A 7489-nucleotide genomic window follows, 5' to 3' on the forward strand; every position below is an offset into this window, starting at 1 on the left:
GATAAGGCTCTCCAGCGGCGAGGAAGGGGTATCACGGGGCAGCGCCGACCAGCTGCAGTGAGAGTAAACGACACAGCTTAAACTCGCTGAAAAACTGTCTTGACCGATGGGTCCACTTTACGAGTACTTCCCATTCGGGAGCTTTTTGAAGACATAGTGTTCGTTCGACGGATCCCGTGTGCGCAGGGCTTCTTGCTTGGTGCTTTGCGGCGCTCCCCACCTGAACGCCAGCTCTGCGGGCACTTCGGCCAGGGCTTGTCGCTCCAGGAACTGGCGGACCAGCATGCCGAGGGCGGCGCCGACCCGCCCATCGTAGATCGCAGTTTTCCCTTCTGGATCCGCGGCCGCGTACACCTTGGTGGTTGCCGAGTTCATCCAGAGGTCGCTCATGTTGAACCTGTCGAGTGGTCTGGGTGACGCAGGTGACAGCAGACGCACTGCCGCGTGCAGGTCGGCGCACAAGGTGCCCGCCCGTGCACGCGCTCCAACCCACTGCCGGCTGGGATCATCCCGCTCACGGGCTACCTGGCCCCAGTCGAAAATACTGTAACAACACGTGGCAGCGGAAGCGTCGTCTCCCGCTGCGATCGCGGCTTGGAGCAAGCTCGCGAGCTCGGAAAACGATGGTCCGTCAGACTCGCTCCATGACCAGTGTTGCGCGGCCTGCGAAAGGGACGTACAGGCCCAAGGCACGTTGCGTCCTCCGTTCAGTGCACGCCACATATCCCATGCGCGATGCCGGGTGATGTCGTACGTATGATCGAAACCGGACAGCCAACGGTCGGCAATGAAAACCGCGAACTGGTCAGTGGGGGAAGGGGGGAGGGCGCTCGTGCTTGCAGTCATGTGTGCTTTACTCTATTTTCTCTCATTGGTCGGTGCCAGCACTGGCGAAGCGCAACTCCACACGGCGATTCCGATCGTCGCCAGGTGCGTAACCGGCGAGTGGCCGCGAGTCGCCGTAGCCGGCGACTACCACGCGCTTGGCGGCTTCCGTACCGCTCTGTCCAATCAATAGCCGCCTCGCCTCGCGAGCGCGGGCCGCCGACAAGGTGAAGTTGTCGTCGTAGACCGTGCAGAACTCCTTGATGTCGGTTACCGGGGCTTTGACCGGATGATTGTCAGTGTGGCCCTCAACGAAGATCTGCCCGCCATGCACCTGCAGCAAATAAGCGGCAACTCGGTTCTCGACCCGCGCGAACGCTGCCCGTGCCTTTGGTTCGATGCATGCGCTTCCGCGCTTGAATGCACCTTCGTGCAGCGTCATCTTGCCGGCCGCCGCATCGATTGCGATTAGGCCCGCTGCGCCCTGGCTGTCGAACGCTGTCTTCATTTGCTCCAGGACGCCGGCGATTTGCTGGCGCTGCGCTTCGGCACCCTGCGCCATCGCAGCGCGATGGCTGCGCTCGGCTGCCTGTTTCTGGACCACGGACACCACCAGCATTAGCATCACCACGGCGACGACACCCGACATCAAGTCCGCGATCACGATCCATTCGCTCGGTTTATCCTTCATTGCGCGTCCTGCCCGTTGCGTGACGGCGCGCTACCGGTTTCCTCCTGCCGCGCAAGGGAAAGCTCGGCGATTGCCGCAGCCAGTTTGCTGATCGACGCGAGGACGCGGCCGTTTTCTTCGGACTGCGTATGCTGTCGCTCGTCGGCGGCCGCCTGCATGGACTGCTGCATGGCGACGGCATCGGCCAGCGCCCGGATGTTGTCGGCAATGGGCCCCGCAGCTGCGAGCTTGCTTGCGGTTGCGTCCAGCTGGGCGACCAGGTTCGCGATCGACCCGGCTGCGTCCTGCACGGCCTCGAGAGTGGCCTTGTCCTGGGCCGTGCGCTGCTCGAACTGCTTGTCGAGGATAAGCATGCGGTTGCTCGCTTCTGAAATCGACTTCAGCCCCACACCCACCTGGGCCTGCATTTCTTTCATGAAGTCGCCCATTATGGCGATGTTCTCCATCAGCGTTTCGCCAGACGCGGCGAAGGTGGCCCTTGCCTTTTCCTGGCGCTGTGCCGCTTCGTCGCTGGCATGCTGGAGCTGGGTAATGGTGTCAGTCACGCCGCCCGACAGCGTCTGGATGGCGGCCCGGATGCCGTCCGTGGCTGCCTTCAGGTTCGACGACATCTGCCCCATGTTGTCTGCAAAAGTGCTTCCCATCGCGCCGATCGTTTGGCCGAGTTCGGCCTTGACTTCGCCAAGTACAGCCGTCATCGCGGAGCGGAACTCGCCGACTGCTTCGCCCAGCTGGGTGCTGGCGCTACCGGCAGCTTGTGCTGCCTGCGCCATCTCGTCGGCGGCAGTCGCCATCTTCGCGATGTTGTCCCGAACGCTGCGCGAGAATTCCTCCATGGCGAGCCGGCTTGCTGCCGAATGCTCGGCGATCGCTACCAGCCGCTCGGCCGTGTCCGCGCTATGCCCAGCGATGGTGTCGAGACGCGCGAGGACGGTCGCGTGGCGTGCTGCGCCATCGACGCTATGCGCGGACAGCTCCTTCAGCACGTCCAGCTGGAGACCGCCCAGTTCGAGCTGCCGTTCACCGAATTGACGCTGGATGACGCTCTGCTGCTGCACTGCCGCCAAGTATTCGGCGTGACGCTGGCCGGCCTGCTGCAGGGCCAACTGCTGGCTCTCCTGCATGCTGTCGCCGTGGCGGCCGATGGCCTCGATCAGTTCACGGCGCTCGCCGTCGTGCTGGAGACGTTCTTGCTCGGCAGCGGCCAAAGCCAAAGTGCGAAGTTTGGCAGCTGCCCATGCATGACGACGTTCATCGTAGGGCTTGAGGGTAAACCAGACCTTCAAGCCGAGGAAGGCAAAGATGCCCCAGGTCGAGGTTTTGAACTTCGAGCCCAGCGAATCCATAATCGGCGTGAGACTGGCTAGTGCGTCGGCGCCGGGCCCGAGGGCGCCGGCCGCCTCGGTCAAGGCCAGGCCAAGGCCGATGAAGGTGCCAAGCAGGCCGAACACGAGAAGCAGACTCGGCAGGATATCGGCCCAGCGTTCGGATGGCGTTGCGACCGCATTCGCCAGCTGGTCGGCGGAAGTGGCGGCGGTTGGTCCGGCGCCCGACTGCTCGAGGTTGGAAAGATTGCGCTCCCATTGCTCGCTGTTCGCGGCGCGCCCGACAGCACGCGGCACGACGATGAGGGCGGCGGCGAACGATGCCGCGAAGAGCAGCTGCAGGACCGAGTGGATGCTGCCGTCGACCGCGGGAAGAAGGAAACTAAGGAACTCAGCCATTGCACTCGACCTCCAGTGCTTCGCCACGCTTGACGCTGTCGGCGCGGAAGATATTGGCGAAATCGGCAATGAGCGCCTGCTGGTGCTGCGAGAGTTCATTCCAGCGCAAGCCCTTCTGCGCGCATTCCATCAGCAGCGTGCCAACTTCGCCGCCGAGCTCAAGGAGGTATTCCTGGTCGTTGGCTCGCAGTTCCGCTTCGTCTTTTTCGAGCAGCTGCAGGAACCCTTCTGTTGCGGAGACGTAGTGCTCGCGCTCGACATTACGCGCTAGCAGATCGTCGTTTTCTGCGATTGCGGCAGGCACGCTTGCCGTCAACGCGTCCAGCGCCGTTTGTTCTTCGGTGCTGAGCGGGGAGACGAGGGCTTCCAGCTTAAGGCGGGAGAGTTTGGCCTTGGCCGCCGAAATGGTTGCCGACGTGCGCTTCCACTTGCGCTCGTCGTCCGTCAGTGCGAGTTGCCAGATCTTGCTCATTTCTTCGAACACGAAGGGGAGAAGCTTCTTGCCGTAGCGCGCGAACACGATGCCGTCCAAGCGTTCGGTCTCCGCCTCGCTCATCTCGGGCTTGTCCGACAGCAGCGTCGCACCCAGCTGGACGAGGAAGATGTCGTCGGCGGAAATCTCGTCGGTCGACTGGGCAGTGGCAAGCGTATCGTCGATAGGCCGGATCAGCTTTTGCGTGGCCCGCAGCCGAAGGTAATGTTCGAAGCTCGTGAAGTTGCCGTCCTCGAGAAGGTTAGCGATGCCCGTCTTGACGATGGCCAGCTCGTTGATCATCGCGGCGAGGTCGAACGCGGCTTTCTGCTCTGCGGTCCCGGCGTGTGCACGCGCAGCGGAGAAGGCTGCCTGATGTTCGCGCGCTTCCATCTCTTCGGCGGCATTGAACTTCTCATGAAGCCGCTTGGAGACCGCGATCACCCAGCGCATTGCCTTTTCGAGCTTCTTGAGCACCGGGCTGTTCTCGAGCGCTAGCAGGGTGTTGATCGTCTTGTCCACGACCAGGATGGCCTTGCTCAGCCAGGGGAGGGCGGGGGCCACCGCTGCTGCGGCCGTTTTCAGGTAAGGGCTCAGCTTCTGTAGATACGGTTTTACCTTGGCATAGGTGTCCTTGACCCCTTCAATGAATGCCTCTCCCTTTGTCGCGATTACTTCGACAACCTTGCGTACCACCTTAACCGTAGCCGAGACCACGCTGCTGATAGCGCTGCCGACGGTAGACACGATGCTCCTGAACCATCCCATTTTGTTTCCTTTTCGTTGCTTTATTAGTTCACACCCAGCAGGCGGCGTGCCGCGGAGGTGTCGTTTCCCAGCCTGGCGGTGGGAGCTGCACTGACTTCTTCCATCGCACGCCGGACTTCCGCGATCGCTTCATCCAGGTGGTTACGCGCTAACGCGGCGTCGCTGCCGTCGATCTCCGACGCGAGCAGTGCTTTCGGCAGAGCCAATCGCATGCAGGTGCGCAGTTCGCGCCCCGAGAATCCGTCCGTCATCTCGGCGCAGTGCGTCAGCAGGGGTTCGCGCGGTCCGGCCAGTGGAATCGACGGGACCATCAGGCGCTCCCACAGGCGGCGGCGCGCCGCGTAGTCGGGCAGATCGAAGCGGATGTGGTAGGCGATTCGGCTGCGGAAAGCGGTGTCGTAATTGCGTTCGAAGTTGGTGGCGAAGATCACGATCCCATCGAATTTCTCGAGCTCGATCAGCAGGGTGGAGCGCATCGCGTTGACTTCGTTGTCGACCCCTTGGGTCACCGAAGACAGGCGTTTGCCGAGCAGTGTGTCGGCCTCGTCGAAGAACAGAACCGCCTGTTCATCACGCGCCGTCGCGAATGCAGCTTGAATGTTCTTGGCAGTCTCGCCGAGGAATTTGCTCTCCATCTCGGCGATCCCCACCGGAAGGAATTTGAGGCCGAGCTGGCCGGCGACCGCTTCCGCAGCCAAAGTCTTGCCAGTGCCTGGCGGCCCATAAAAGTTTATGACAGTAGACAGGCCCATCGGATCAACTGCGGCAAAGTTCCAGTCGACATAGATCGTCCGGCGAAAGCGCAGCCTAGCGAGACATTCTTTCAGTTGCAAGGCGGTGGACTCAGACAAGACCACATCCTGGTCTAGTCGAAATCGTGGCTCTTGGGAAGGTGGTGCTGCCATGGTCATCCTTTAGCTTGAGGCGAACAGGCTGGCGTACGAAAGCGGAGAGCCAGACTGATTAGTAATTGTATCAACTGAACAATTACTTCAGTGAAATATTGTTCACTATGTGGTAATTCTTTCCCAAATGCTTTCTAATTGATGTACGTCAATTTAAATAGTACTGGTATTAGCGACAGGGTGCGTCGCATCATTGGGCGCAACTGTTCAAACCTGGGCGGCCTTCATGCCAGCAGATTCCAATTACATTCAAAGGATTAAGTGGACCAGAGTGCCAAGCGAAAGGGCGAAGCCATGTTAGGCGCACAGGCAGCAACCTTTGCTACCACCTCGAATGGATGAGGCGTGTCAGCGCGCTGTCTACTTGGCGCTGATGCAGGACCGGCAGCTACGGGTGCACTACCGCAAGCGCGATACCGATGCTCCGACAGTCTACGAGGCGGTTCATCCGATAGCCGTAGTGCAGCGTGGAGGGCTGATTTACCTGGTTTGTATGTTCGCCGCGTACGAAGACGTACGCACGATCGCGCTACACCGAGTCCTGCACGCCGAGATGCTTTACGAGCCGGCTCGCAGGAAGCCGGACTTCGATATCGACGCCTATATCGCTTCCGGTCAGTTCGTGTGATCTCCGGCGATCCGATCAAATTACGTGCGGTATTCACGCGAACAGCAGGCGAACACTTGAACGAAACGCCACTGGCCGCGGATCAGGTACTCACGGCCGATGAGGAAGGGCGCCTGCATCTTGTCGCTACGGTTCCGAACACGCGCGCACTGGTGTGGTGGGTGCTTGGGTTTGGCGACGGCGTGGTCATCGAGGAACCGGCGAGCCTGCGTGAGGAATTGGCAGAGATCGCGCAGCAGATGGCTGCCGCGTATACCAAGAGCGCGTCGACCGCCGGCGGCGGCACGGACTGTTCTCCCGCCTGCGCATGACTGATACGACGAATGCTCGACATCCTGCCGAGCCTCGACTGCCTCAATCATCGTGTCGCGTACCGGTTCTCCTGGCAGCCCGCGGCCGATCCAGGCACGCCAGGCGATGATCTCGCGGTCGCAGCAGTCCTTCATGAAAACGCCTGTCACGACGTCGCCGTTGTCGCAAGCGATCTCGAAACCGTCCGAACACCAGCGCTGGTCCGATTCCTCGACCGCTACCTTGTCATCATGAGCGCGGCCGCTGTCCCGTCGCTTGGGCGACTTCGGCAGCAGCAAACCCTCTGCCTTCATCACGCGATACATGCGCTTGTGATTGACCGGCCGCAGGCCCATCAGGCTGCGCGTGCGGTTCACCAGGGCACCGGCGCGGCGATAGCCGTAAGTCGGCAATGCCGTGATCTCGGCGCGTACAGCGTCGGCAATCATTGCGTCAGCGGCTGGGTCAGCCTGGCCAATGCACGACCGTCAATCCAGTCCGCAGGACGCCCGAGGCGATCAATAACGTTCGAGCGCGCTACACCAAGGACAGCGCAGACCGGCTTCACTGGCCGTCCTTGTCCAATAAGGGTGAGCGGGCAATCCACTTTTTTTCCCGGGCCACCTCGACCGCTTCGCGCAGAATTTCCGCCTCCATCGTCTTCTTGCCGAGCATCCTCTGCAATTGGGCGATCTGGGCGCGCGCGGCAGCCAATTCGCTTGCCGGCACTACCGATTCGCCAGACTGTACTGCCACCAGGGCGCCTTCGCGCTCGAGCTTGCGCCAATTGAACAGCTGGCTGGCACTAATGCCGTGCTTGCGCGCAACCAGCGACACGCTCATTCCTGGCTCGTACGTCCCCTTAACCAATGCAGCCTTCTCTTGCACTGACCAGCGACGGCGCCGCTCCTCGGACACCGTCACTACTTCGATGGTTTGGTTGTTCCTAGTTATATTCACAGTCGTATTCCTATCCGTAAGGATACCGTATCGACTGTGTCCGGCGGATCAGGTGACCTGATCGGCTAATTTGTAGCCACGGCAAATGTTAGTCTTCGACTTCATGACCGGCCCGGCTTTTTGTAGCCAACTTCAGAGTTAGTCGTCGGCCGTAAGTTTGATACCGGATTCGAGCTTTCGCCTGTATTGGCGGGCGAATTCGGCGGGCGCTACTTCACCAAGAGC

7 protein-coding genes and 1 pseudogene are annotated in these 7489 nt (G+C 61.0%); 2 read left to right on the forward strand and 6 right to left on the reverse strand.

Annotated elements, in window-relative coordinates; translation table 11 throughout:
* Window positions 1-117 precede the first annotated feature (117 nt).
* The 5 genes from ACK4S9_RS22825 to ACK4S9_RS22845 form a co-directional block, all read right to left on the reverse strand.
* Complete coding sequence (locus tag ACK4S9_RS22825) at window positions 118-390, reverse strand: hypothetical protein (RefSeq protein ID WP_409730181.1); 273 nt, start codon at window positions 388-390, stop codon at window positions 118-120.
* Window positions 391-868: 478 nt separating this feature from the next.
* Window positions 869-1516 (reverse strand): flagellar motor protein MotB, encoded by a 648-nt coding sequence (locus ACK4S9_RS22830; protein ID WP_409730183.1) that lies wholly within the window; start codon window positions 1514-1516, stop codon window positions 869-871.
* Window positions 1513-3240: a hypothetical protein gene (locus tag ACK4S9_RS22835; protein ID WP_409730185.1), complete on the reverse strand. Its 1728-nt coding sequence runs from the start codon at window positions 3238-3240 to the stop codon at window positions 1513-1515. Before ACK4S9_RS22835 ends, ACK4S9_RS22830 begins: the two co-directional genes overlap by 4 nt.
* Window positions 3233-4459 carry a hypothetical protein gene (locus ACK4S9_RS22840; protein ID WP_409730187.1) on the reverse strand — a complete coding sequence of 409 codons (1227 nt, stop codon included), beginning with the start codon at window positions 4457-4459 and terminating at the stop codon, window positions 3233-3235. Before ACK4S9_RS22840 ends, ACK4S9_RS22835 begins: the two co-directional genes overlap by 8 nt.
* Before the next feature lie 44 nt (window positions 4460-4503).
* On the reverse strand, window positions 4504-5337 hold the full coding sequence (locus ACK4S9_RS22845) for an ATP-binding protein (RefSeq protein WP_409730190.1): 834 nt from the start codon (window positions 5335-5337) through the stop codon (window positions 4504-4506).
* A gap of 421 nt (window positions 5338-5758) precedes the next feature.
* On the opposite strand from ACK4S9_RS22845, the gene ACK4S9_RS22850 reads away from it, so the two are divergent.
* Both ACK4S9_RS22850 and ACK4S9_RS22855 read left to right on the forward strand, forming a co-directional pair.
* Window positions 5759-6013, forward strand: coding sequence for a WYL domain-containing protein (locus ACK4S9_RS22850; RefSeq protein ID WP_409730192.1), 255 nt, complete (start codon window positions 5759-5761; stop codon window positions 6011-6013).
* Complete coding sequence (locus ACK4S9_RS22855; protein WP_409730189.1) at window positions 6010-6324, forward strand: WYL domain-containing protein; 315 nt, start codon at window positions 6010-6012, stop codon at window positions 6322-6324. The genes ACK4S9_RS22850 and ACK4S9_RS22855 overlap by 4 nt, the downstream gene beginning before the upstream one ends.
* A 586-nt stretch (window positions 6325-6910) precedes the next feature.
* Here the strand turns inward: ACK4S9_RS22855 and ACK4S9_RS22860 are convergent.
* Window positions 6911-7258: pseudogene (locus ACK4S9_RS22860) on the reverse strand (transposase); the annotation flags it as partial.
* Window positions 7259-7489 lie beyond the last annotated feature (231 nt).

Origin of the sequence: Massilia sp., assembly GCF_046293535.1 — a bacterium.
Lineage (GTDB): Bacteria > Pseudomonadota > Gammaproteobacteria > Burkholderiales > Burkholderiaceae_D > Telluria.